The organism is Streptomyces sp. NBC_00459 (assembly GCF_036013955.1).
GTDB lineage: Bacteria > Actinomycetota > Actinomycetes > Streptomycetales > Streptomycetaceae > Streptomyces.
Genome location: NZ_CP107903.1, coordinates 1,875,882 through 1,897,885, shown reverse-complemented (window position 1 = coordinate 1,897,885; position 22,004 = coordinate 1,875,882). Strand labels below are relative to the sequence as shown.

At 71.2% G+C, this 22,004-nt stretch carries 23 protein-coding genes and 1 pseudogene; 12 read left to right on the top strand and 12 right to left on the bottom strand.

Annotation, left to right across the window (positions count from 1 at the left end):
• Positions 1 to 117 precede the first annotated feature (117 nt).
• Positions 118 to 870, bottom strand: coding sequence for an ABC transporter permease (locus OHN74_RS08210; RefSeq protein ID WP_327700043.1), 753 nt, complete (start codon positions 868 to 870; stop codon positions 118 to 120).
• 65 nt (positions 871 to 935) lie between these two features.
• The gene (locus OHN74_RS08205) at positions 936 to 1,880 is read right to left on the bottom strand and encodes an ATP-binding cassette domain-containing protein (protein WP_327693857.1); all 945 of its coding nucleotides are present in this window, start codon (positions 1,878 to 1,880) and stop codon (positions 936 to 938) included.
• A gap of 64 nt (positions 1,881 to 1,944) precedes the next feature.
• Between OHN74_RS08205 and OHN74_RS08200 the strand changes: the two genes are divergently transcribed.
• On the top strand, positions 1,945 to 2,658 hold the full coding sequence (locus OHN74_RS08200) for a TetR/AcrR family transcriptional regulator (RefSeq protein WP_327693856.1): 714 nt from the start codon (positions 1,945 to 1,947) through the stop codon (positions 2,656 to 2,658).
• A 64-nt stretch (positions 2,659 to 2,722) separates the two neighbouring features.
• On the opposite strand, the gene OHN74_RS08195 is transcribed toward OHN74_RS08200, so the two are convergent.
• From OHN74_RS08195 to hmgA, 3 genes are read right to left on the bottom strand one after another with little or no spacing between them, the layout of a single operon-like run.
• Positions 2,723 to 3,898 (bottom strand): type ISP restriction/modification enzyme, encoded by a 1,176-nt coding sequence (locus tag OHN74_RS08195; protein ID WP_327693855.1) that lies wholly within the window; start codon positions 3,896 to 3,898, stop codon positions 2,723 to 2,725.
• Positions 3,899 to 3,926: 28 nt separating this feature from the next.
• On the bottom strand, positions 3,927 to 4,676 hold the full coding sequence (locus tag OHN74_RS08190) for a GntR family transcriptional regulator (protein ID WP_327693854.1): 750 nt from the start codon (positions 4,674 to 4,676) through the stop codon (positions 3,927 to 3,929).
• 27 nt (positions 4,677 to 4,703) lie between these two features.
• Positions 4,704 to 6,020: a homogentisate 1,2-dioxygenase gene (hmgA, locus tag OHN74_RS08185; protein ID WP_327693853.1), complete on the bottom strand. Its 1,317-nt coding sequence runs from the start codon at positions 6,018 to 6,020 to the stop codon at positions 4,704 to 4,706.
• Positions 6,021 to 6,138: 118 nt separating this feature from the next.
• On the opposite strand from hmgA, the gene OHN74_RS08180 reads away from it, so the two are divergent.
• The 7 genes from OHN74_RS08180 to OHN74_RS08150 all read left to right on the top strand — a co-directional run bounded on the left by OHN74_RS08180 (position 6,139) and on the right by OHN74_RS08150 (position 13,692).
• Positions 6,139 to 6,756 (top strand): TetR/AcrR family transcriptional regulator, encoded by a 618-nt coding sequence (locus tag OHN74_RS08180; RefSeq protein WP_327700042.1) that lies wholly within the window; start codon positions 6,139 to 6,141, stop codon positions 6,754 to 6,756.
• A gap of 131 nt (positions 6,757 to 6,887) precedes the next feature.
• Positions 6,888 to 9,155, top strand: a complete 2,268-nt coding sequence (locus OHN74_RS08175; protein ID WP_327693852.1) for a molybdopterin oxidoreductase family protein — start codon at positions 6,888 to 6,890, stop codon at positions 9,153 to 9,155.
• Positions 9,156 to 9,277: 122 nt separating this feature from the next.
• The gene (locus OHN74_RS08170; protein WP_327693851.1) at positions 9,278 to 10,723 is read left to right on the top strand and encodes a CitMHS family transporter; all 1,446 of its coding nucleotides are present in this window, start codon (positions 9,278 to 9,280) and stop codon (positions 10,721 to 10,723) included.
• A gap of 65 nt (positions 10,724 to 10,788) precedes the next feature.
• Positions 10,789 to 12,009 carry an MFS transporter gene (locus OHN74_RS08165; protein WP_327693850.1) on the top strand — a complete coding sequence of 407 codons (1,221 nt, stop codon included), beginning with the start codon at positions 10,789 to 10,791 and terminating at the stop codon, positions 12,007 to 12,009.
• Positions 12,010 to 12,101: 92 nt separating this feature from the next.
• Entirely contained in the window at positions 12,102 to 12,764 is a 663-nt protein-coding gene (locus OHN74_RS08160; protein ID WP_327693849.1) for a hypothetical protein, read from the top strand.
• A 96-nt stretch (positions 12,765 to 12,860) separates the two neighbouring features.
• Positions 12,861 to 13,154 carry a hypothetical protein gene (locus OHN74_RS08155; protein WP_327700468.1) on the top strand — a complete coding sequence of 98 codons (294 nt, stop codon included), beginning with the start codon at positions 12,861 to 12,863 and terminating at the stop codon, positions 13,152 to 13,154.
• A gap of 49 nt (positions 13,155 to 13,203) precedes the next feature.
• Positions 13,204 to 13,692, top strand: a complete 489-nt coding sequence (locus tag OHN74_RS08150; RefSeq protein ID WP_443060355.1) for a class F sortase — start codon at positions 13,204 to 13,206, stop codon at positions 13,690 to 13,692.
• Between the two features lie 33 nt (positions 13,693 to 13,725).
• Here the strand turns inward: OHN74_RS08150 and OHN74_RS08145 are convergent, their stop codons facing one another.
• The 3 genes and pseudogenes from OHN74_RS08145 to OHN74_RS08135 all read right to left on the bottom strand — a co-directional run bounded on the left by OHN74_RS08145 (position 13,726) and on the right by OHN74_RS08135 (position 15,633).
• Entirely contained in the window at positions 13,726 to 14,700 is a 975-nt protein-coding gene (locus tag OHN74_RS08145) for a DMT family transporter (RefSeq protein ID WP_327700040.1), read from the bottom strand.
• A gap of 92 nt (positions 14,701 to 14,792) precedes the next feature.
• A pseudogene (locus OHN74_RS08140) lies at positions 14,793 to 14,980 on the bottom strand (transcriptional regulator); the annotation flags it as partial.
• A gap of 11 nt (positions 14,981 to 14,991) precedes the next feature.
• Entirely contained in the window at positions 14,992 to 15,633 is a 642-nt protein-coding gene (locus OHN74_RS08135) for a TetR/AcrR family transcriptional regulator (RefSeq protein ID WP_327693848.1), read from the bottom strand.
• A 95-nt stretch (positions 15,634 to 15,728) separates the two neighbouring features.
• Between OHN74_RS08135 and OHN74_RS08130 the strand changes: the two genes are divergently transcribed.
• The 3 genes from OHN74_RS08130 to OHN74_RS08120 all read left to right on the top strand — a co-directional run bounded on the left by OHN74_RS08130 (position 15,729) and on the right by OHN74_RS08120 (position 17,993).
• A complete protein-coding gene (locus OHN74_RS08130; protein WP_327693847.1) occupies positions 15,729 to 16,880 on the top strand; it encodes an acyl-CoA dehydrogenase family protein in 1,152 nt (383 codons plus the stop codon).
• A 94-nt stretch (positions 16,881 to 16,974) separates the two neighbouring features.
• Positions 16,975 to 17,262: a YiaA/YiaB family inner membrane protein gene (locus OHN74_RS08125; RefSeq protein WP_327693846.1), complete on the top strand. Its 288-nt coding sequence runs from the start codon at positions 16,975 to 16,977 to the stop codon at positions 17,260 to 17,262.
• A 104-nt stretch (positions 17,263 to 17,366) separates the two neighbouring features.
• Positions 17,367 to 17,993 carry a TetR/AcrR family transcriptional regulator gene (locus tag OHN74_RS08120; RefSeq protein ID WP_327693845.1) on the top strand — a complete coding sequence of 209 codons (627 nt, stop codon included), beginning with the start codon at positions 17,367 to 17,369 and terminating at the stop codon, positions 17,991 to 17,993.
• A gap of 15 nt (positions 17,994 to 18,008) precedes the next feature.
• Here OHN74_RS08120 and OHN74_RS08115 read toward each other — a convergent pair whose 3' ends face one another.
• Entirely contained in the window at positions 18,009 to 18,470 is a 462-nt protein-coding gene (locus OHN74_RS08115; RefSeq protein WP_327693844.1) for a MaoC family dehydratase, read from the bottom strand.
• A gap of 103 nt (positions 18,471 to 18,573) precedes the next feature.
• Between OHN74_RS08115 and soxR the strand changes: the two genes are divergently transcribed.
• Positions 18,574 to 19,089 carry a redox-sensitive transcriptional activator SoxR gene (gene soxR, locus OHN74_RS08110; protein WP_327693843.1) on the top strand — a complete coding sequence of 172 codons (516 nt, stop codon included), beginning with the start codon at positions 18,574 to 18,576 and terminating at the stop codon, positions 19,087 to 19,089.
• Here the strand turns inward: soxR and OHN74_RS08105 are convergent.
• The 3 genes from OHN74_RS08105 to OHN74_RS08095 all read right to left on the bottom strand — a co-directional run bounded on the left by OHN74_RS08105 (position 19,043) and on the right by OHN74_RS08095 (position 21,686).
• Complete coding sequence (locus OHN74_RS08105) at positions 19,043 to 20,110, bottom strand: RNA ligase (ATP) (RefSeq protein ID WP_327693842.1); 1,068 nt, start codon at positions 20,108 to 20,110, stop codon at positions 19,043 to 19,045. The two genes, soxR and OHN74_RS08105, sit on opposite strands and share 47 nt — an antisense overlap.
• A 158-nt stretch (positions 20,111 to 20,268) precedes the next feature.
• A complete protein-coding gene (locus OHN74_RS08100) occupies positions 20,269 to 20,991 on the bottom strand; it encodes a 3-keto-5-aminohexanoate cleavage protein (RefSeq protein ID WP_327693841.1) in 723 nt (240 codons plus the stop codon).
• Positions 20,992 to 21,080: 89 nt separating this feature from the next.
• The gene (locus OHN74_RS08095) at positions 21,081 to 21,686 is read right to left on the bottom strand and encodes a hypothetical protein (protein WP_327693840.1); all 606 of its coding nucleotides are present in this window, start codon (positions 21,684 to 21,686) and stop codon (positions 21,081 to 21,083) included.
• Positions 21,687 to 22,004: the final 318 nt, after the last annotated feature.

Sequence of the window (22,004 nt, the reverse complement as noted above, 5' to 3'; positions counted from 1 at the left end):
AACGGGCCTTGTCCTCAAACGCCGGACGGGCTGGATGTGCGGGCCGGCGCCGGCATTTCAGCCTCTCCGGAGTTTGAGGAGCGGGTGTTCGGGGGCGAGAACAACGGCCCGAACGGGTCAGCCCTCGCCCTCCGCGTACCGCCGTACGGCCAGCGGCAGGAACACCACGATCAGCACCCCGCACCACGCCAGCGACCCGGCGACAGGGTGGACGACCGGCCACGCGCCGTCCACCGGGGCCGGCGCGTTCCCGAACAACTCCCGCATCGCCGTCGCGACCGCGCTGATCGGGTTCCACTCGGCGAGCGTCCGCAGCCACCCCGGCAGACCGTCCGTCGGAATGTACGCGTTCGACAGCAGCGGCAGAAGGAAGGTCGCCCCGCCCAGCTGACCGGCCGCCTCCTCGCTGCGGGAGAGCAGCCCGAGGTGGATCCCGATCCACGTCGTGGCGAACCGGAAGAGCAGCAACAACCCCACCGCACCCGCCGCCCGCAACGCCGACCCCTCGATCCGCCAACCCACCGCAAGCCCGACAAGGAGGAACGGCACGGTCCCGGCGGCGGTGACCACGAGGTCCGCGAGAGCCTGCCCGAGCGGTACGGCGGCCCTGCTGATCGGCAGCGTGCGGAGCCGGTCGGTCACGCTCCGGTGGGTGTCCTGGGCCGCCTGGAACATCCCCGTCATGATGCCGTTGGCGGCGGTCGCCACCAGCAACCCCGGTACGAGGAAGGCCCGGTAGTCCTCGCCGGGCATCGCGAGGGCACTGCCGAAGACGTACCCGAAGAACAGCAGCATCGTGACCGGCATGGACTGGGTGAGGATCAGCAGCCCCGGGTTGTGCCGCAGCCGCCGCAGATGCCGGCCCAGCATGGCCGTACCGTCGTACGCCAGGGCGGAGATCGCGGAGGGCGGGGAGGTCGTGGACGTCAACGTGCTCACGCGGCAAGCTCCTTGCGCTCGGTCAGGCGGAGGAACACGTCGTCGAGGGTGGGCGGACGCAGACTCACGTCGAGCAACGCCACTCCTGCGGCGTCGAGTTCGCGTACCAGCCGGGGAAGGGTGACCGTCGGGTCGGTGGTGACCGCGCCGACGACGAGCCGGTCGCGGTCCAAAGCCGGTTCGGAACCGGTGAGTTGGTCCAGAACTCCCGCCGCGCGGAGCAGCGCGTCGGCATCGGCTGTCACAACCTCGGCGTACGAGCCGATGAGCGCCTTCAGTTGGGCGGGAGATCCTGAGTGGGCGACCCGGCCGTGCTCCACGAGGGCGATCTCGTCGGCGAGCCGGTCGGCCTCCTCCAGGTACTGAGTGGTCAGCAGAACAGTCGTACCCTCGTCCTTCAGCCCGCGCACGGCCGCCCAGATCTGGTTGCGGGCCGCAGGGTCGAGCCCCGTCGTGGGCTCGTCCAGGAAGAGCACCTCGGGACGCTTCACCAGGCTCGCCGCGAGGTCGAGGCGGCGGCGCATCCCGCCCGAGTAGGTGGCCGCGGGCCGGTCGGCGGCGTCGGCCAGTCCGAAGCGGTCGAGCAGTTCGTCGGCACGCGCGGCGGGACCTCTCACCCGGTGCAGCCGGGCGAACAGCCGTAGGTTCTCGCGGCCGGTGAGGTCCCCGTCCACCGACGCGTACTGCCCGGTGACGCCGATCCGGCGCCGTACGGCAGCCGCCTCCCGCACGAGGTCGTGCCCCGCGATGCGCGCCGAGCCCGCGTCGGGCCGCAGCAGCGTGGTGAGCAGCCGTACCGCCGTGGTCTTGCCGGCGCCGTTCGGTCCCAGCAGCCCGCACACGGACCCCTCGGCCACGGCCAGGTCCAGCCCACGCACGGCATGGACCTTCCCGAAAGCCTTCTCCAAGCCCTCACTAAGTACAGTGTACGTAGTAGTCATGAGGTGACCATAGCGCACTACGTACGCCGTACGTAACTACGATGGGTGGTCGAGGTGATGATCAATGGCCGGCCGAGCCGCCGTACCCGAAGTGATCTGGGCCCGTCCCGAGCGCGCGGGCCGTGGTCCGAAGGCCGCGTACAGCCGCGCCGACATCGCGGCAGCCGCGGTGCGGATCGCGGACGCGGAGGGGCTCGACGCGGCCTCGATGCGGCATGTCGCGGCCGAACTGGGCTGCGGCACGATGTCGCTCTACAACTACGTCCCCCGCAAGGAGGACCTGTACGAGCTGATGGTTGACGCCATCAGTGGCGAGCACGAGCTGTGGGAGCCCTCGGGCGACTGGCGCGCCGACATGCTGCGGGTGGCCCACCAGACGCGGACCCTCATGCGGCGCCACCCCTGGCTGCCGCGCCTGATGTCACCGGTGTACGGCTTCAGCCCCAACGCCCTGCGCTATCTCGAACACTGTCTGACCTGCCTCGACTCGTTCGATGCCACCTACGCCACGAAGATCGAGCTGATCGCGATGCTCAACGGCCTGGTGACGACGTACGTCGGCAACGAGCTGGCGACGGCCGAGCGGGTGCGGTCCCTTCCGTGGTCGGAGGAGCAGGAGAACGCGATGCGGATCGGGTATCTCGGGGGGCAGGTGGCGAGCGGGGCGTACCCGAGGATGGCGGCGGCGTTCATGGAGGACGCGGGGCCGATCGATCTGGAGGCGGTGTTCGAGCGGATGCTTTTGCGGGTGCTCGACGGGTTTGCGCCGCGAGGGTGAGGTTCGCTGCCGGGTGCGGGTTCGTTGTGGCTGAGCGCGCGGTTCCCCGTGCCCCTTCCGTTGGTCAGAGCAGCGTGAACTGGCCTTCCGGGCCCTCCTCCTGGTGATCCAACACCGATGCCGGTCGGCGTGCCCTGTCCGGCACCGGAAATACACCCGCCGTCCGTAGCTCAGTCGCCGTGATCGGGGTCTTCACCGTCAACTCGGCCTGTTGCGGACGCAGTTCCGCCAGCAGTGCCAGCACGGTGATCAGCTCCAGCAGCTCGGAGGTCCAGGGCTGCGGCCAGGTCGCGGGCCGGATCGCCTCCAGTGTGCCGGGCTCGGCGGGGCCGGGCATCCGCACCGCGAACCACTGCTCCAGCACCCGTTCCCCGCCCACCTCGAAGTCCCATGCCTCGGGTGGTACCGGGGAGATTCGGCCGTCGTCGATCTGGAGGGTCTCCTCGTCGCGGTCGTAGTGGACGGTGACCGGGCGGGAGGGCAGCGGCGACCGCACATAGGGGCGCCGGCCGCCGGGCAGCTTGGGGCGCTGGCCGTCCCGTCGCATCAGCCACAGCACCCGGCGGCCCAACCCGACACCCCGGGACCAGAGTTCGGGGTCGGCGGTGAGCGGGACGGTGAGCCCTGGGCGTACGGCGATCAGGGCCCAGGCGAGGAGGTCGACCGGGTCGGGGCGGTGGCCCAGGCGGTCGGTGAGGTGGTCCAACAGGCCCGGGGCCAGGTTGGGTTCGGTGCCGTCGGGCCGCCGGTACAGCGGGCGGATCCGGCCCGGGCGGATCATGGGCAGCAGGGACGAGGCGAGCAGCAGTGGCCCTGTGGAGGTGGGTGGCGAGGCCACCGCCTCGGAGACGAACACCTGCCGTTCGTCCGCCACCCGCCACAACTCCGGGCGCGCCGCGTCGATCAGCCGGTGGTCCGGGATCAGCCACTGCTCGTCGAAGGGGGCCCGCAGGACCCGTACCGGCTCCGCGCAGGGGCCGGTGGCGCGGGCGAGTTTCTCCGTGCCGCCGTGCCGGCCCGGCAGCTGTCCGACCGCCGAGTGGAGGGTGCGTGAACGCGTCGGCTCGAACAGGGCCTCGCGGTCCGGCCCTTCGGCCTTCATCAGGGCGTCCCAGCGTCCCTTCAGGGATGCCGCGTCCGGTGCCGTCGGCCACCCCCGGCCCAGCCGTGGCGGTGAGACGGACCACGGCATGAGGTCCGCGAGCAGCGGAGCGTCGTCGTCGGGCGTCACGCTGGGCATCGTACGACGCGCCCCCCTTGCCCCGGTTCTAGGTCGCATCCAGAGTCACCGTGAAGGAGAAACGGTCGCCCCGGTAGTGGATGACGGCCACGTCCAGGACCCGGCCCGACTCGTCGTACGCGACGCCCGTGTAGTGCAGGATCGGGCTGAGCAGCGGGACCCTGAGCAGTCGGGCCGTCTCCGGGTCCGCGAGGCGGGCCTGGACGGTGTCCGTGATGCGGCTGATGTCCGCGCCCACGATGTCCCGCAGGACCTTGGTCATCGGCCAGCGCACCAGATCCCGCCGGTCGATGCGCTCGGCGAGTTCCGGACGGACGTAGTTGCGGGCGTGGTTGGTCGGCTCGCCGGTCTCCTCGTCGCCGCGCAGCCGGTGGTACGTGGCCACCTCCACGAGATCCGGGAAGTACTCGGCGAGTTCGGAGGGCACGGGCACGCTGCCGTGGCCGAGGAGTTCGGTCGTCATGCCGGACTGCTGCGCCACGATCGCGTCGACCGAGCCCAGCAGTCGTACGGGAGCGCCTCGTTGGGCGTCCGGCTCGATGAACGTGCCGCGCCTGCGGTGGCGGCTGATCAGGCCCTCGTCCTCAAGCTCCTTCAGCGCCTGCCGCATGGTGAGCACGCTCACGCCGTAGTGCGCCGCCAACTGCTCCTCGGTGGGCAGCCGCAGCGGGTCCCGCGAGGAGCGCCCGAGGATCGAGGCGCGCAGTGATTGCGAAACCTGGTACCAGAGCGGCAGTTTGCGGTTCAGGACTATCGAGTCCGGCGCGAAGGAGGTCACGGAGGTATCCGTACCGGTCGACAACGATCAGTGCAACGGGCGGAAGTGCCGCTGGAGGCCCGCCCACACGTCGTCGTACCCGGCTTGCAGATGCTCCGCCCGCGCGGCCTGTGCCGTCAGGGTCACCGGCCACCGTGTCTCGAACATGAACGCCAGCCCGTCGTCGACCTTCTGCGGCCGCAGCTCGGCGGCACCGGCCCGGTCGAAGGTCTCCCGGTCGGGCCCGTGCGCGGACATCATGTTGTGCAGCGAGCCGCCCCCGGGCAGAAAACCTTCCGCCTTGGCGTCGTACGCGCCCTCGATCAGCCCCATGTACTCGCTCATCACGTTCCGGTGGAAGTACGGCGGCCGGAAGGTGTCCTCGCCCACCAGCCAGCGCGGCGCGAACACCACGAAGTCGATGCCCGCGAGGCCGGGAGTGTCCGACGGCGACGTCAGCACCGTGAAGATCGACGGGTCCGGGTGGTCGTACGAGAGCGTGCCGAGGACGTTGAAGCGGCGCAGATCGTAGGCGTACGGGACATGGTTGCCGTGCCAGGCGACGACGTCGAGGGGGGAGTGGTCGTACTCGGCCGTCCAGAGGTTGCCGCAGAACTTGTTGACCACCTCCACCGGACCCTCGACATCCTCGTACGCGGCGACCGGCGCCCGGAAGTCCCGTGCGTTGGCCAGCCCGTTGGCGCCGATCGGGCCGAGGTCGGGGAGCCGGAAGGGGCTGCCGTAGTTCTCGCACACATAACCGCGGGCCGTGGCGTCGATCAGCTCCACCCGGAAGCGCACCCCGCGAGGGACGAGTGCGACATGGCCGGGCTCGACGAACAGCAGCCCGAACTCGGTGCGCAGCAGCAGCGCGCCGGTCTCCGGGACGATCAGCAGCTCCCCGTCGGCGTCGCTGAACACCCGCTCCATCGAGGAGTCGGCGTGGTAGAGGTGCACGGCCATGCCGCTGCGCTGGGCGGCGTCACCGTTGCCGCCGAGGGTCCATAGGCCCGCCAGGAAGTCCGTGCCGGCCGGGGGGCCGGGCAGCGGGTTCCAGCGCAGGCGGTTCGGATCGGGCACGGACTCCGTGAAGGGAGCCGTACGGATCGAGCCGTTGCCGGCGGGCGTGAACGGGGGATGCGCGGCCGAGGGACGGATGCGGTACAGCCAGGAACGGCGGTTGTGGGCGCGGGGCTCGGTGAACGCCGTACCGCTGAGCTGCTCGGCGTAGAGGCCGAGGGGGGCGCGTTGCGGCGAGTTGCGGCCCTCGGGCAGGGCGCCGGGGACGGCCTCCGAGCTGTGCTCATTGCCGAAACCGGTGAGATGCGACAGTCCCTCGGCCGCCTTCCGCGCGTCCCCGCTCATCTGTGCTCCCTCGCTCCCTGATCCTCATTCCTATGCTTCACCGTAGGATTCGGCGTTCGCTGACGCAAGAGGGGGAAAGTCAGGGGTGAGGTTCACCGGATCGTCGCGGAACGGCATGATGAATCCCGTGCCCCCAGCGACCTCGCTACGTCGTGCGCCCGTACAGCGGCGCAGTGCCGAACGGCTGACCAGAATCCTCGACGCCTGCGCCGACCTCCTCGACGAGGTCGGCTACGACGCCCTGAGCACCCGGGCGGTGGCGATACGCGCCGGCGTCCCCATAGGCTCCGTGTACCGCTTCTTCGGCAACAAGCGCGCCATGGCCGACGCGCTGGCCCAGCGGAACCTGGAGCGCTACATCGCGCGCGTCACCGAGCGCCTGGGGCAGGAGAGCGGGGGCGGCTGGCGTGAGGCCATGGACGCCGTGCTCGACGAGTACCTGGCCATGAAGCGCACCGCGCCGGGCTTCTCGCTCGTCGACTTCGGCAACCAGATCCCGGTCGGCAAGCGTGACGCCGGGCCCAACCACCTCGTCGCCGACACCCTCACCGCTCTCCTCTCCGACGTCATCGGCCGCGAACCGGACGACGACCTGCGCCGCACGTTCCTGGTCGCCGTCGAGACCGCCGACACCCTGGTCCACCTGGCCTTCCGGGTCGCTCCGGAGGGGGACGAGCCGATCATCGGGGAGGCGCGGGAGCTGCTGCGGGCGTATCTGGCGCGAGTGCTCGACTGAGGTTCCCGCTTCGGCCCGCCACCCGGCCCGGGCCGAGGCGGGTGCGCGCCACCCCTCCCCTCCATCCGTACCGGTCGGTATGCTCGGCTCCATCCGCGCGTCACAGTTGCCGCCACCCTCCGGGAGGACCCGTGTCCAGCCCCACCGACTCCCGAGCCGAGTCCCGCACAGCCCTGCGTGTCTGCCCCCTGTGCGAGGCCACCTGCGGACTGACGCTCACCATCGAGAGCGGCCGGGTCACCCGGGCCCGCGGTGACCGCGACGACGTGTTCAGCCAGGGGTTCATCTGCCCCAAGGGCGCCTCCTTCGGAGCGCTCGACAGCGACCCCGACCGGCTCCGTACCCCCCTCGTACGACGGGACGGCGAGCTGCGCGAGGCCAGTTGGGCGGAGGCCTTCGACGCCGTCGCCGCCGGTATCCGGGGCGTGGTGGAGCGGTACGGGCCCAACTCCGTCGGAACCGTCTTCGGGAATCCGAACGTGCACACTGTGGCCGGGGCTCTCTATCCGCCGGTCCTGATCGCAGGCCTCGGCACCCGCAGCGTCTTCAGCGCCTCCACGGTCGACCAGATGCCCAAGCACGTCTCCAGCGGGCTGCTCTACGGCGACGCCAACGCGATCCCCGTCCCCGACCTCGACCGTACCGACCACCTGCTGCTCATCGGGGCCAACCCTCTTGAGTCCAACGGGAGTCTGTGTACGGCGCCCGACTTCCCCGGCAAGCTCAAGGCCCTCAGGGCGCGCGGCGGCACCCTCACCGTCATCGACCCGCGCCGCACCCGCACCGCAAAGCTCGCCGACCGGCACATCGCGATCCGCCCCGGCACGGACGCGTTGCTTCTCGCCGCGATGACGAACGTCCTCTTCGACGAACACCTCGTCGACCTGGGCGAGTTGGCGCCGCACGTCCATGGAGTCGCCGAAGTGGAGGCGGCTGTACGGGACTTCACGCCCGAAGCCGTCGCCGAGGCCTGTGACGTGGACGCCGGCACCATCCGTACCCTCGCCCGTGAACTCGCCGCCGCGCCCACCGCCGCCGTCTACGGCCGCATCGGCAGCTGCACCGTCCCGCACGGCACCCTCGCCAGCTGGCTGGTCGACGTCCTCGACATCCTCACCGGCAACCTGGACCGGCCCGGCGGCGCCCTCTTCCCGCAGGCGGCCACGGACCGGACACCCCGGCCGGCCGGCCCCAGTCACGGGTTCGCGCTCGGTCGCTGGCACTCGCGGGTCGGTCGACACCCGGAAGCCAAGGGTGAGTTGCCGCTCTCCGCGCTCGCCGAGGAGATCGACACCCCCACGGCCGAGGGCGAGCCGATCCGGGCCCTCATCGCCGTCGCCGCCAACCCGGTCCTCTCCGCGCCCGACGGCAACAGGCTCGACAAGGCGCTGGACTCGCTCGACTTCATGGTGAGCGTCGACCCCTATCTGAACGAGACCTCGCGCCACGCGCACGTCGTACTGCCCCCGCCCCCGCCCTCGCAGAGCCCGCACCACGACTTCGCCCTCAACACCCTCGCCGTCCGCAACCAGGTCCGCTACAACCGCCCCGCCGTCCCCCTGGAGCCCGGCAGGATGGCCGAGACCGAGATCTTCGCGCGGCTCGTCCTGGCCGCGACCGGCATGCACGGCGCCGACCCCGCCGCCGTGGACGCCATGGTCATCGACCAGACCCTCGGCAAGGCCGTCAGGGAACCCCACTCCCCGGTCCACGGCCGTGATCCGCAGCAGCTCGCCAAGGAGCTGGGCGGCGACACCGGTCCCGAGCGGCGCCTCGACCTGATGCTGCGCCTGGGCCCGTACGGCGACGGCTTCGGCGTACGACCGGACGGTCTGAGCCTGGCGAAGGTGCTCGCGCACCCGCACGGCATCGACCTCGGGCCGCTCCGGCCGCGCCTGCCGCAGCCCCTGAAGACGCGCAGCGGGAAGATCGAGCTGCTGCCGCAGCCCATCGCCGACGACCTGCCTCGGCTGCGCCGGGCCATGCGGGAGCGCCCCGCCGGGTTCGTGCTCATCGGGCGTCGGCACCTTCGCTCCAACAACAGCTGGATGCACAACGTGCCCGCGCTCACCGGCGGCACCAACCGCTGCACCCTCCACATCCACCCCGAGGACGCCGAACGCCTCGGTGTCCTCGACGGAGCAGCCGTACGGATCAAGGGCGCCGGGGGAGAGGTGGTGGCTCCCGCCGAGATCACCGACGTCGTACGGCGCGGGGTCGTGAGCCTGCCCCACGGGTGGGGGCACGACCGGCCGGGCACCCGGCTCGCGCACGCCGCCGTCGACCCCGGTGTCAACGTCAACCAGCTCCTCGACGGCAGTCTGCTGGACCCGCTGTCGGGCAACGCCGTACTAAATGGTGTACCCATCGAACTCGCCCCAGCAGGCACAACGCTGTGACCTGGAGTTTTGCGCTTATTGCTCGCACGTCAACATCTTGTTAAGCCTTGTGGGGCCGACCTAACGTCAACGCACTGCCGACTCCGGTGGGAGTTCAAGGGCGAACGTTAGGTAACCCACTCATGTTGACCATCCTGGGCTTCACGATGATCGCGACCTTCCTGGTCCTGATCATGATGAAGAAGATGTCGCCGATCGCGGCGCTCGTACTGATCCCGGCACTTTTCTGCGTGTTCGTCGGGAAGGGCGCCAAGCTCGGTGACTACGTCATCGACGGCGTCACCAGCCTCGCCCCCACCGCGGCGATGCTCATGTTCGCGATCGTCTACTTCGGTGTGATGATCGACGTCGGCCTCTTCGACCCGATCGTCCGAGGCATCCTGAAGTTCGCCAAGGCGGACCCGCTGCGCATAGTCGTCGGTACGGCGATCCTCGCGGCGATCGTGTCCCTCGACGGCGACGGCTCGACCACCTTCATGATCACGGTCTCGGCGATGTACCCCCTGTACAAGCGCCTCAAGATGAGCCTCGTCGTGATGACCGGTGTCGCCGCGATGGCCAACGGTGTGATGAACACCCTGCCCTGGGGCGGCCCGACGGCCCGTGCCGCGACGGCCCTGAAGCTGGACGCCAGCGACATCTTCGTCCCGATGATCCCGGCGCTCGCCGTCGGCCTCGCCTTCGTCATCGCCCTCTCCTACGTCCTCGGCCGCCGCGAGCGCAAGCGGCTCGGCGTGCTCACCCTGGACGCGGTCCTGGTGGAGGAGCGGGAACAGGAGCAGGAGTCGGAGACCGTGCTCGTCGGCGCCGGTTCGGGCGCGAAGTCGGCAGGGGGATCCGGTGCGGGCAACCCGGCCGTGCTCACCGGCGGTTCGGGTGCCGAGGACACCGCCGACACCGGCACCGAAGATGACGACGACCGGATGCTGAAGGTCCTCGACCCGAACCGCACCACCCTGCGCCCCAAGCTCTACTGGTTCAACGCGCTCCTCACGGTCACCCTGCTCACCGCCATGATCATGGAGTGGCTGCCGATCCCGGTGCTGTTCCTGCTCGGCGCGGCGCTCGCCCTCACGGTCAACTTCCCGCACATGCCCGACCAGAAGGCCCGCCTCGGCGCCCACGCCGAGAACGTCCTCAACGTCTCCGGCATGGTCTTCGCCGCCGCCGTCTTCACCGGCGTCCTCACCGGCACCGGCATGGTCGACCACATGGCCCGCTGGCTCGTCGACAACATCCCGGACGGCATGGGCCCGCACATGGCCTTCGTCACCGGCCTGCTGAGCATCCCGCTCACCTACTTCATGTCGAACGACGGCTTCTACTTCGGTGTCCTGCCGGTGCTCGCCGAGGCCGGAGCGGCCCACGGTGTCTCCCCGCTGGAGATCGCCCGCGCCTCCCTCATCGCCCAGCCCCTGCACATGTCCAGCCCGCTCGTCCCGGCCGTGTACGTCCTCGTCGGCATGGCGAAGGTCGAGTTCGGCGACCACACGAAGTTCGTGGTCAAGTGGGCCGTGCTGACCTCGCTGGCCATCCTCGGGGCGGGCATCCTGTTCGGCATCATCTGACCGTCCGGTCGGCCCGTCCGTTCGATCAGCGCATCCTGTCCGACCGCTCGATGGAGGACACGACCATGAGGCCCGGTGGGAACCGCGGCTGGCTGCTCCGCCTAGTCATCGCCTTCAGCTTCACGCAGGGGGCGGTGTCGATGGCCCGGCCCGCCGTCTCCTACCGGGCCCTCGCGCTGGGCGCCGACGAGCGGGCGATCGGCGTCATCGCAGCCGCGTACGCCCTGCTCCCGCTCTTCGCCGCCGTACCGCTGGGCCGCCGCACCGACCACGGCCGCTGCGCACCCCTGCTGACTGCCGGAGCCCTCCTGGTCTCCGGCGGCTGCGCTCTCGGCGCGACCGCCGACTCCCTCGGCACGATGGCCGCGTGGAGCGGGGTGATGGGCCTCGGTCACCTCTGTTTCGTCATCGGCGGCCAGTCGATCGTCGCCCGCCGGTCCGCCCCGCACGAACAGGACCGCAACTTCGGCCACTTCACCATCGGCGTCTCGCTCGGCCAGTTCATCGGCCCGATCGCGGCGGGCGCGCTGATCGGCGGCCACGACATGGCGGCCACCAGTGCCCGCGCCCTGCTGGTCGCGGGCGCGGTCGCCGCGTTGTCGTTCACCTCACTGTGGCGCGTCGAGGACCGTACGGCCGTCAAGTCCCGTACGGAGCAGGGCGATCGCGTCCCCGTACACCGCATCCTGCGTACCCGGGGCGTACCGGCGGGCATCTTCGTCAGCCTTGCCGTGCTGTCCGCGACCGACATCCTCACCGCCTACCTTCCGGTGGTCGGCGAGCACCGGGGCATCGCGCCGGCGGTGATCGGCGTACTGCTCGGACTGCGCGCCGCGGCCACCATCGCGTGCCGCCTGGTGCTGACGCCCCTGCTGCGGCTGCTCGGCCGGCGCCTGCTGCTCACCGTGACCTGTCTGCTGGCGGCGGTGCTGTGCGCGGGGATCGCGGTGCCGGTGCCGGTGTGGGGGCTGGCCCTCATGCTCGCGGTGCTGGGCTTCTGTCTGGGCGTCGGACAGCCGCTGTCGATGACGACGGTCGTCCAGGCCGCCCCGGCCGGCGCCCGCTCCACCGCGCTCGCGCTGCGGCTGACCGGCAACCGGCTCGGCCAGGTCGCCGCGCCCGCCACGGCCGGTCTGGTCGCCGGGGTCACGGGCGCGGCGGCGCCGTTCGTGATGCTCGGCGCGCTGCTGTTGCTGGCGGCGGGGACAGCTGTGCGCTCGTCGGCCCCACAGGTGCCGCCGGACCAGCAGGAGAGGGCCGGAAGGGTGATGTCCAAGGGGGTGTAGGGCGGGGCTTCCGCCGTTGCGGGCGCTGATGTGAAAGAGAGTCAGATGAAGCGGGATTTGTATGAAAATCATCCGACTCGGAGGAATCGCACATGCCCACCTCACTCCGCCCACGCCGGACCGGCGCCCGTACCGCCGCGCTCGCGGCCCTCACCCTCGCGGGCACCACCCTCATCGGGGCCCCCGCCGTCGCAGCCCCCGGCGACAACGGAGACGTCAAGATCCACAAGGTGGGCACGCCCTTCGACGACCAGAGCAACGAGCCGAAGGTCTGCGACTTCTACCTCGCCGCGTTCAACTTCGACGACCTCCCCGACGGCCAGGACATCGAGTGGTCCATCGAGACCCAGCCCCTGGAGGCGAACGGCGCCACCCTCTCCGACACCCTCGACCTGGAGCCCGACGGCACCGGACACACCATGCCCCTCGCGCTGCCGGACGGTCAGTACAAGCTGACGTGGAACATCGTCGGCGGCCAGGGCGCGGGCAAGCACAAGGTGTTCCAGGTCGACTGCCCGATCGTCGATCCCTCCGGCACACCGACCCCGCCCGGCGGCCCGGGCGGCCCCGGCGGAGGCCCCGGTGGTCCCGGCGGTGGTCCGGGCGGCCCGCACGGCGGGGTTCCCGCGGGCGGCGGCGGTGTCGCCCGGGCGGAGGCCTTCTCGCCGGTGGCCGGTGCGGCGGCCGTGGGCCTGATCGTGGTCGGGGGAGTGGTCTATCTCCGGACGCGCCGACGTGCCGATGGCGCGGCCTGACCACGCCCGCCGGCCCAGGCCCTGGCGTCGGACGCGCGCCTACCGCCTGACCCGCACGGTCGTCCTGACCGTCGCCCTGGCGGTGGGCGGCGTCTGGTGGGCCCGGGTCGACGAGCCCGCCCCCGCACCCGTCACCGCCACCGACGGCGCGCCGGTCGCACCGTCCACCGGGAGCGGCGGGAAAGCCGACGCGGGGAGGGCGGCGAGGGAGCGGAGACCGGCACCGGCCGCGCCGCCACCGGCGGCCGGGCGCGCGAAGGGACGGTCAGGGCCCGCCGGGGCAGCACCACCCACCGGGCCGACCAGGGCGGACGGACCCGTGACGGGACGGTCGGAGTCCGCCAGGACGGCAATCCCGGCCGCACCACCCCGGGCGGACGGGTCGGCTGAGGGACGGCCAGGTTCCGCCGGACCGACCCCACCGGCCGTTCGCCCGAGCGTGCCGGCCGGGCCACGGGCGCCGGCGCTCCTCCCGCGCTCCCGACCCACCGCGCTCACCCTCCCCTACCTCGACGTCGAGGCGCCGGTCGTGGATCTGCGCCTCGACCGCCACGGGCAGCTCACCGCGCCCCCGGACGACAACGCCAACCTCGTCGGCTGGTACGCGGACGGACCGTCCCCCGGAGAGAACGGCACGGTGATCGTCGTAGGTCACCGCGACACCCGCGCCGGGCCCGCCGTGTTCATCGGCCTCGACGAAGTCACGCCCGGACGGCGGGTCGAACTCCGGCGCGCGGACGGCCGTACTGCCGTCTACACCGTCGACGTCGTGAAGACGTACGACAAGGCCGACTTCCCCAGCCGGGAGGTGTACGGCGCCCGTTCCCGCCCCGAGCTGCGCCTCATCACCTGCGGCGGCGGCTACGACCGGCGGACCGGCTACACGGGCAACATCGTCGTGTACGCGCATCTGACGGCGACGCGATGAACCATCCCTTCGGTCGTTCGAGGACTGGCCCGTTCAGGACGGCTCATCGGCCTTCTCGGTCCGTGGCCGCGGTTCCGAAACCCTCTCCGCAGCCACGGACCCCGCCACCCGCGCCCGCGCCCGGGACCGCGACACCGCCACCCCCGCGAGACACAGCCCGCCACCCGCCAGCGTGAGCAGCCCCGGCACCTCGCCCAGCGCCAGCCAGGACATCAGCACGACCAGGGCCGGGACCGCGTACGTGGTCGCGCCCATGCGGCTGGCCGTCGTACGGGCCAGCGCGTAGGCCCAGGTCGTGAAGGCCAGCGCGGTGGGGAAGACGCCCAGGTAGATCATGTTGAGGGTGGCGGAGAGCGGCGCGTCGGCCACGTCACCGACCAGTTGCCCGGCGAACGGCAGACAGGTCACGGCCCCGGCCAGACAGCCGAACGTCGTCGCCTGGAGGGCGCTGGCCCGGCCGAGGGCCGGCTTCTGCGCGACGACACCCGCGGCCCACGAGGCCGCCGCGAGCAGACACAGCGCCACCCCGAGCACCGATGTGCCGCCCCCGCCCGACATCGACAGCCCGACGGTCACCGCGCCCGCGAACGACACCGCCATGCCCGCGAGCAGCCGGGGCGGCATCGGGTCGCCGAGCAGCCGGGTGCCGAGCAGGGCTATCAGGATGGGGCCGACGTTCACGAGCAGGGCGGCCGTCCCCGCGTCCACCTGCTGCTCGCCCCAGTTCAGGACGACCATGTACACCCCGAACCACAGCACCCCCGAGACCGCGATCCCGCGCCAGGCCGACCGGGGCGGCAACCCCTCCCGCCGTACGAGACAGATCGCCCCCAGCGTCACGAACCCGGCGAGCATCCGCCCGAGCGCCAGGGCCCCCGGCGAGTACGCGGCCCCCGCACTGCGGATCGAGACGAACGCGGAGGCCCACAGCACCACGGTCACACAGGCCGCGACGGCGGCGAGCACCTCCGCACGAGGGGTTCGGCGGGAGGACGGGGAGAAGGTCATCATGCTCCAGAGGCTAGGCAGGACGGACGGCGAGGGCTCGCGATTTTCGGACGTGCGGCTGTACGGACGAACGGCTGCACGGGGGCTCGGCGCAGGTCCGTCGCCTCGGTGCCGAGGAGCTGGGCGAAGTGGTGTTCCCCCTCGGGGTCACCCTGACCGCCCGTTCCGAGCCGATGCGTACGCACCGGCGGGCGTCCAGGGCGTGCCGACACGGAGCGGCGCCCGCGGTGCCCGCGAGGTGGGGACGGCGTTCGGTCCGGTCGAGGCAGGCGCGGGGCGGCGCCCGGCTGTCTACTCGGGTCGCTTCAGCTGCTCGTACTGCTGCGCCAGCCCGTCCAGCAGCGCGGTGAGGCCGGTCCCGAAGGCCCGCTCGTCGATCTTCTGCTGCTGCTCGGCGAGGAGGTGGGCCTGTCCGAGGTGGGGATAGTCGGCCGGGTCGTACGCGCTCTCGTCGTCCACGAAGCCGCCGGCGAAGGAACCGAGCGCGGAGCCCATGATGAAGTACCGCATCAGCGCGCCGATCGACGTGGCCTGGGCCGGTGGCCAGCCCGCGTCGACCATCCCGCCGTAGACGGCGTCGGCGAGACGCAGGCCTGCGGGGCGGCGGCCGGGGCCGCGCGCCATGACGGGAACGATGTTCGGGTGATCGCGCAGCGCGGCCCGGTAGGAGACGGCCCAGTCGTGCAGTGCGGTACGCCAGTCGCGTCCGTCCTCGAACATCGACAGGTCGACCAGCACGCTCACCGAGTCCGCGACCGCCTCCAGGATCTGGTCCTTCGTCCGGAAGTGGTTGTAGAGGGACGGCCCGCTGACCCCCAGTTCGGCCGCGAGCCGACGTGTCGACAGGGCGGCCAGACCTTCCGTGTCCACCAGGGCCCGTGCCGTCTCGACGATCAGGTCGGTGCTGAGGAGGGGCTTGCGCGGTCGGGCCATGGCGCACATAGTAGGGCTGCGACTTTAAACTAGCAGTGCTAATTTAGGTCCTCTTCGCGGTCCGATGTCTATGGGTGTCAATGGGGTGGCTCGTCATGAACCTGGAACTGAGCGAGGAGCAGACCGCCGTCCAGCGGCTCGCCCGGGACTTCGTCGAGCGCGAGATCACCCCGAACGTCGTCGCCTGGGACCGTGCCGAGGACGTCGACCGGTCGATCGTGAAGAAACTGGGCGACGTGGGCTTCCTGGGGCTGACCGTCGACGAGGAGTACGGCGGCTCGGGCGGTGACCATCTCACGTACTGCCTGGTGACCGAGGAACTCGGCCGCGGGGACTCCTCCGTGCGCGGAATCGTCTCCGTGTCGCTGGGGCTGGTCGCCAAGACCGTCGCGCACTGGGGGACCGAGGACCAGAAGCGCCGCTGGCTGCCCGGGCTCACCTCCGGTGACCACGTCGGCTGCTTCGGCCTGACCGAGCCGGGCACCGGGTCCGACGCGGGCAACCTCACCACTCGGGCGGTGCGCGAGGGCGACGACTACGTCGTCGACGGAACGAAGATGTTCATCACCAACGGCACCTGGGCCGACGTGGTCCTGCTCTTCGCCCGCTCCACCGACGCCCCCGGCCACAAGGGCGTCTCCGCCTTCCTCGTACCGACCGACACCCCCGGACTGACCCGCCGCACCCTCCACGGCAAGCTCGGCCTGCGCGGTCAGGCCACCGCCGAACTGGTCTTCGAGGACGTCCGCGTGCCCGCCTCGGCGATGCTCGGCCCCGAGGGCAAGGGCTTCTCCGTGGCCATGTCGGCGCTCGCGAAGGGGCGGATGTCGGTCGCCGCCGGGTGTGTCGGGATAGCCCAGGCCGCCCTGGACGCGGCCGTCCGGTACGCGGGTGAGCGTGAGCAGTTCGGCGGCCCGATCGCGCGGCACCAGCTGGTGCAGGAGCTGATCAGCGACATCGCCGTGGACGTCGACGCGGCCCGGCTGCTGACCTGGCGCGTCGCCGACCTGATCGACCGGGGCCTGCCCTTCGCGACCGAGTCCTCCAAGGCCAAGCTCTTCGCCTCCGAGGCCGCCGTCCGCGCCGCGAACAACGCCCTCCAGGTCTTCGGCGGCTACGGCTACATCGACGAGTACCCGGCGGGCAAGCTCCTGCGCGACGCCCGCGTGATGACCCTCTACGAGGGCACGAGCCAGATCCAGAAACTGCTGATCGGCCGCGCGCTGACGGGAGTGTCGGCCTTCTGAGGCCTGGCCCGCTCCCTCCGGTCCTCCGGGCTGAGTACCTGTCTGAGTATCTCGGCGGATGTGGCGCGGCCCACGTCCGCGCACTCTTGGCCCCATGAGTGAGACACCGGTCAAGCAGCAGAGCACGGCGGCCTTCTACGGCCAGGCCGTCGCGTCCTTCGGTATCGCCATGGGGGCCACGGCCATCGGCATCTTCCAGCTCCACGCCGACGCCTGGGTGCGCGGCTTCCTCGGCATCGCCGTCCTCTACCTGGTGACCTCCGCCTTCACCCTGGCCAAGGTCATCCGCGACCGCCAGGAGGCCGGACAGATCGTCAGCCGAGTCGACCAGGCCCGGCTGGAGAAGCTGCTCGCCGAGCACGACCCCTTCGAGAAGCTCTGATCCCGAAGCGCTGATCCGGAAAGCCCTGAGCGGGCACTCTAAGCGCCCGCTCACCCGCGGCGGTAGAGTGGGAGGTCACTGTCGGTGGAAGGGGCGAACGGGCGATGAGTACGGCGGAGGAGACGGCCGGCGGCGAGGCGGCGCCGTGGGGTGAGGTGACCCCCGACGCGGCCCGGCGGCTGCTCGTCGCCGCGGTGGAGGCCTTCGCCGAGCGCGGCTACCACGCGACGACGACCCGTGACATCGCGGGCCGCGCGGGCATGAGCCCGGCGGCGCTCTACATCCACTACAAGACCAAGGAAGAGCTGCTCCACCGGATCAGCAGGATCGGCCACGAGAAGGCCGTCGACATCCTGCGCACGGCGGCACAGACCGAGGGCACCGCGACCGAACGGCTGGCCGAGGCCGTCAGTTCCTTCGTCCGCTGGCACGCCGGGGGCCGCACCACCGCACGGGTCGTGCAGTACGAACTCGACTCCCTCGGCCCCGACGCCCGTGCCGAGATCCTCGCGCTGCGCCGCCAGGTCGATGCCGAGGTGCGCGGGATCATCGAGGACGGCGTGGAGGCGGGGGAGTTCGACGTCCCCGACGTGCCGGGCACGACACTCGCCGTGCTGTCGCTGTGCATCGACGTGGCCCGCTGGTTCAACGTCAACGGTTCGCGCACGCCGGACGAGGTCGGCGCGCTCTACGCCGACCTCGTGCTGCGGATGGTGGGGGCCGCCGCGTAGCCGGTGTTCACCGGCTCACAGGTAGTACCGCGACACCGACTCCGCGACGCACACCGGCTTGTCGCCGCCCTCGCGCTCCACGCTGAAGGCGACCGTCACCTGGACCCCACCGGGCACGTCCTCGACCCCGGCGATCCGCGCGGTGGCGCGCAGGCGCGAGCCGACCGGCACGGGGGCGGGAAAACGGACCTTGTTCGTCCCGTAGTTGACGCCCATCTTGACGCCCTCGACCTTGATCAGCTGCGGCCCGAAGAGCGGCAGCAGCGACAGGGTGAGGTATCCGTGCGCGATGGTCGTCCCGAAGGGGCCGGTGGCGGCCTTCTCCGGGTCCACGTGAATCCACTGGTGATCGCCGGTCGCGTCGGCGAACAGGTCGATCCGCTTCTGGTCGACCTCAAGCCAGTCGGTGTACCCCAACTGCTCGCCCACCGCCGCCTTCAGGTCGTCCGCACCCGTGAAGATCCTCGGCTCTGCCATTCCCGGCCTCCTCGCCACTATGTCTAAGCAACTGCTTAGCATGGTCGGCCGGGGATTCCCTGTCAACGGACCGCGGCCGACCCCTGTGGGTAGGGTTGGAGGGGTGCCCCAGATTCCCGAGAAGATCCATGAACTCACGGTCGGCCAGCTCGCCGCCCGCAGCGGCGCCGCCGTCTCCGCCCTGCACTTCTACGAGTCCAAGGGCCTCATCAGCAGCCGCCGCACTGCGGGCAACCAGCGCCGCTACGGCCGTGACGCGCTGCGCCGGGTCGCCTTCGTCCGGGCCGCGCAGCGCGTCGGCATCCCGCTCGCCACGATCCGCGAGGCGCTCGCCGAGCTCCCCGAGGAACGCACCCCCACCCGGGAGGACTGGTCCCGCCTCTCCGAGAACTGGCGCTCCGAACTGGACGAGCGCATCAAGCAGTTGAACCGCCTCCGGGACCACCTCACCGACTGCATCGGCTGCGGCTGTCTGTCCCTGGAGGGCTGCGTCCTGTCCAACCCGGACGACGTCTTCGGCGAACGCCAGGCAGGATCCCGCCTGATGGTGGAGAGGAACGGCGCCGGTCCGGCTACTCGTACTCCGTCCCGCCCTTGCGCGTCAGATACGCCGGACTGACCGCCTTGGCGATCGCCCGCCCGCCGGTGACCGCGCTGTACCGCTCCACGGCCGGCCGGATCACGACACCCTCCCGCAAATGCAGCCCACGCCCGGACACCGTCTCGCGCCCGCTCGCGATCTCCAGGACCCGGTCGATGTCGTACGGACCCTCGAACAGCCTTGGCACGAGCGGCAGTCGGCCGTCCAGCAGCGCTTCCGCGTCCAGCCAGCGCACCTCCCCGTCGACCTCCACGGACACGTCGAACACGGCGTAGCCGAGCGTCTCGCGCCGCCCGTCCGCGCCGTACGTCAGGTCCTGCACGCCCGCCCCGAAGACCTCGCCGAAGATGCCGACCCGGCGCGCCCCGAGTCGCTCGGCGAGGTGGGCCGCGGTCTCAGCGACGCGGTGGGCGGTCACCGCACGCCAGTACAGATTGCGCGGATCCTCCTTCAGGGCAAGGTACTTGGCGCCGAATCCCTTCGACGAGACCTGGACGCGTCCGTCGTCCGCGAGATAGGTGAGCAGGCAGGCCGAGCCGTGCAGCTTCTCGGTGAGGACGACCGGCTCGCCCGGCGTGAAGATGTCGGGGTAGCGCTGGATGTTCTCGATGTCGACCCAGCTCATGAGGTCGGGCGCGGACTCGACGTCGCCGTTCATGGTGGGCGGGATCGGCGGCACCCATTTGACGATGCCCAGCCGCTCCGCGAAGTCGGTGCCCTCGGCTGCGGCCTGTGCGAGGTCGACGCCGTCGAGCGCGCGGGGCCGGCACACGATGCCCTGCGACAGCTCGCCGCGCAGCCGGACCGCTTTGACCCGGTCCGAACTGCTCCCGGCCAGCCGCCCGGTCAGACCGAGTTCCTCGACGAGTTCGCCCGGCAGGACGGACTGCTCGGGGATGTACACGGCCGCGTCTCCCGTCCGGTACACACCCTTGGCGACGACGGCGCGATACAGGCCCACCTGGGCCAGTTCGAGCGCGTCGGCGTTCGGGTGCTCATGGACGGTGAGGACTTCGGCGGTGACGCGCAGCGTCGACATGGGGGCTCCTTGGGTGGCTCAGTTGGGTTTCATCGCCGCCAACTCTCCCTACGGGAAAGGGGTGGAGCCATGGATTTTGTTGCTGCTATGGGCTCCGCCAGGGGTGTGGGTCTTTGACCGCGGGTTCGTTGTGGCTTGTCGCGCGGTTCCCCGCGCCCTTACAGGGGGCGCGTGTGCTCCGCCAACCCTGCCCGCACCAACTCGGCGTTGGACACCGCACGTTCGCCGTTAGGCAGGTACAGGGTGTCCTCGACGCCTATCCGGGTCGCCAGGCCCAGTCGGCCCGCGAGGCGGAGCACCGGCCAGGCCCCGCCGTCCTCGCCGTGCAGCAGGACCGGGCGGCCGTGGGGCGACGTACCGAGCTCGGAGAGGAGGGTGCGCGCGGTGTCCGCGGCCGTGTTCGGGTCGGTGTCCGTCACCTCCGCGAGGACGCGGAGCACCTTGGGGGCGAGGGGGGACGCGGCGAACCGTGCCGCGCCGTCCGTGCCGGACCAGATGCCGGCCTCGACGCCCACCCCGAGGCCGATGAGGAGGGCCGCCAGCTCCTCCGCGCCCGGCTCGTGCCAGTTGACCGAGGCGTGGTCGGGCAGCACCGTCCAGCCCCGGACATGAGCCGACCGGCGAGCCGGATCCGGCTCGGACCAGGCGCCCGTGGTCACGCCGACCGGCACGGTGACCCGCGACCGGATCTCCGTCAGCGTCGCCGCGACCGCGCGCGGTGACAGGGTGTCCTGTCCGCAGGGGGACTTGGGATGGACGTGGATGTCCGTGGCCCCGGCCAGGACGGCATCGGCCGCGGAGTCGGCCATCGCTCCCGGCGACATCGGTACCAGCACGCCGTCCGCGGCGCCCCGGGACCCGTTGAGACACACCTGCATCATGCCCCTATGGTGCAGGTCGCCACTGACAGCAGGTGCCGGCAGGCCGGTTCGATCGGGGGTGCGGCATCCCCGGCGCACCCCCGTCGTGCTCAGGCCGACGCGAGCAGCAGTCGTCCGCGCCTGGACTCCGCCAGGGCCTCTGGGGTCAGGACGGGCCGCGGCACCACGATGCCGCACTCCGTGCAGACAGGACCCGACGACGGCTCATGGGCCAGGTCGTACTTCCAGGAGAGGCGCTCCCCGTCGCACACCGGGCACACCGAGCCCGGTTCGCGCTCCAGGGCGGCGATCAGCCGTCGCAGCACCTCGGCCAGCGATTCATGGGGGTGCACCCCCGGATCGTCGCACCAGGCCACCCCGAACCCACCCCAGGTCAGCCGATGCCAGTCGTCCACGCTTCCGGGCCGGCGCAGCCCGTCGAACTTCTCCTTCTTGCGGCGCTTCGCGAACTCCACCTCGTAGGCCAGCCAGACCGAGCGCGCTTCCTCCAGCTCGTCCAGTGCGGCCACGAGCCGCGCTGGATCGGGGGACCGGTCCTCCGGTCCGAACCCGGCCCGGGAGCACAGGTGGTCCCAGGTCGCCCTGTGCCCGTAAGGGGCGAACCGCTCAAGGCACTTACGGAGCGAGTACCGCCGCAGTGCCAGATCGCACCGCGGGTCCCGCACCTGTCTCGCCAGACTCCGGAAACCGGCCATCGCCTTGCACCTCCGTCACATCTGCACCTGTACTTCGGTCACTTCGGCGTCGTCGAACGGACGTCGCCGAATAGACGTATCGACAAGCGATTCGGCTCCATCTGTTTTCCGATGACGGCCATAAGCCGTTCGCCGGGCCCCCTCGGGACCGACGTCAACGGCTCTAAGCCGTCCGCCGGACCACCCTTCACGGTTACCTCCCGCAACTGTCTGCCGTCTGTGCAACACCTGTTGAGCACGGCGCCGGACCGCGAGTGCGTCCAGCGCCCCGAAGTGCCCCCGCACTTCTCCAACGCAATTGCTGTACCACGTTGTTCA

What these genes read in the sequence shown, in the direction of transcription:
- OHN74_RS08210 (WP_327700043.1), bottom strand. Translation starts at nt 870, where the DNA reads ATGCTGGGCCGGCATCTGCGGCGGCTGCGGCACAACCCGGGGCTGCTG.
- OHN74_RS08120 (WP_327693845.1), top strand. Translation starts at nt 17,367, where the DNA reads ATGAGTACGGCGGAGGAGACGGCCGGCGGCGAGGCGGCGCCGTGGGGT.
- OHN74_RS08115 (WP_327693844.1), bottom strand. Translation starts at nt 18,470, where the DNA reads ATGGCAGAGCCGAGGATCTTCACGGGTGCGGACGACCTGAAGGCGGCG.
- OHN74_RS08200 (WP_327693856.1), top strand. Translation starts at nt 1,945, where the DNA reads ATGGCCGGCCGAGCCGCCGTACCCGAAGTGATCTGGGCCCGTCCCGAG.
- OHN74_RS08180 (WP_327700042.1), top strand. Translation starts at nt 6,139, where the DNA reads ATGAATCCCGTGCCCCCAGCGACCTCGCTACGTCGTGCGCCCGTACAG.
- OHN74_RS08100 (WP_327693841.1), bottom strand. Translation starts at nt 20,991, where the DNA reads ATGATGCAGGTGTGTCTCAACGGGTCCCGGGGCGCCGCGGACGGCGTG.
- OHN74_RS08170 (WP_327693851.1), top strand. Translation starts at nt 9,278, where the DNA reads ATGTTGACCATCCTGGGCTTCACGATGATCGCGACCTTCCTGGTCCTG.
- OHN74_RS08095 (WP_327693840.1), bottom strand. Translation starts at nt 21,686, where the DNA reads ATGGCCGGTTTCCGGAGTCTGGCGAGACAGGTGCGGGACCCGCGGTGC.
- OHN74_RS08130 (WP_327693847.1), top strand. Translation starts at nt 15,729, where the DNA reads ATGAACCTGGAACTGAGCGAGGAGCAGACCGCCGTCCAGCGGCTCGCC.
- OHN74_RS08135 (WP_327693848.1), bottom strand. Translation starts at nt 15,633, where the DNA reads ATGGCCCGACCGCGCAAGCCCCTCCTCAGCACCGACCTGATCGTCGAG.
- hmgA (WP_327693853.1), bottom strand. Translation starts at nt 6,020, where the DNA reads ATGAGCGGGGACGCGCGGAAGGCGGCCGAGGGACTGTCGCATCTCACC.
- OHN74_RS08145 (WP_327700040.1), bottom strand. Translation starts at nt 14,700, where the DNA reads ATGACCTTCTCCCCGTCCTCCCGCCGAACCCCTCGTGCGGAGGTGCTC.
- OHN74_RS08205 (WP_327693857.1), bottom strand. Translation starts at nt 1,880, where the DNA reads ATGACTACTACGTACACTGTACTTAGTGAGGGCTTGGAGAAGGCTTTC.
- OHN74_RS08195 (WP_327693855.1), bottom strand. Translation starts at nt 3,898, where the DNA reads ATGCCCAGCGTGACGCCCGACGACGACGCTCCGCTGCTCGCGGACCTC.
- OHN74_RS08125 (WP_327693846.1), top strand. Translation starts at nt 16,975, where the DNA reads ATGAGTGAGACACCGGTCAAGCAGCAGAGCACGGCGGCCTTCTACGGC.
- OHN74_RS08105 (WP_327693842.1), bottom strand. Translation starts at nt 20,110, where the DNA reads ATGTCGACGCTGCGCGTCACCGCCGAAGTCCTCACCGTCCATGAGCAC.
- OHN74_RS08165 (WP_327693850.1), top strand. Translation starts at nt 10,789, where the DNA reads ATGAGGCCCGGTGGGAACCGCGGCTGGCTGCTCCGCCTAGTCATCGCC.
- OHN74_RS08160 (WP_327693849.1), top strand. Translation starts at nt 12,102, where the DNA reads ATGCCCACCTCACTCCGCCCACGCCGGACCGGCGCCCGTACCGCCGCG.